Raw genomic sequence first — 449 nt, forward strand, 5'->3', positions numbered from 1 at the left:
GATCAGCCATTCCTAATGCCTATCGAAGACGTATTCTCAATCCAAGGTCGTGGTACAGTAGTAACTGGCCGTATCGAGCGTGGTATCCTAACAGTTGGTGACGAAGTTGCTATCGTAGGTATCAAGGATACAACTACTACAACATGTACTGGTGTAGAGATGTTCCGTAAGCTTCTAGACGAAGGCCGTGCAGGTGAGAACGTTGGTGCACTTCTACGTGGTACTAAGCGTGACGAAGTTGAACGTGGTCAAGTACTAGCTAAGCCTGGTTCAATCACTCCACACACTAAGTTCGAATCAGAAGTATACGTACTATCTAAAGAAGAAGGCGGTCGTCACACTCCTTTCTTCAAAGGTTACCGTCCACAGTTCTACTTCCGTACAACTGACGTAACTGGCGATATCTCTCTACCAGAAGGCGTAGAAATGGTAATGCCAGGCGACAACAT

General features: G+C 46.3%; 1 protein-coding gene. It reads left to right on the plus strand.

Annotation, left to right across the window (positions count from 1 at the left end; genetic code table 11):
• Window positions 1–449 (plus strand): EF-Tu/IF-2/RF-3 family GTPase (locus ACF8EG_RS11385; RefSeq protein ID WP_392411410.1); only part of this gene is annotated, 449 nt, incomplete at both ends.

The organism is Vibrio sp. YQ_11, assembly GCF_043103065.1.
Classification (GTDB): Bacteria; Pseudomonadota; Gammaproteobacteria; order Enterobacterales; family Vibrionaceae; genus Vibrio; species Vibrio parahaemolyticus.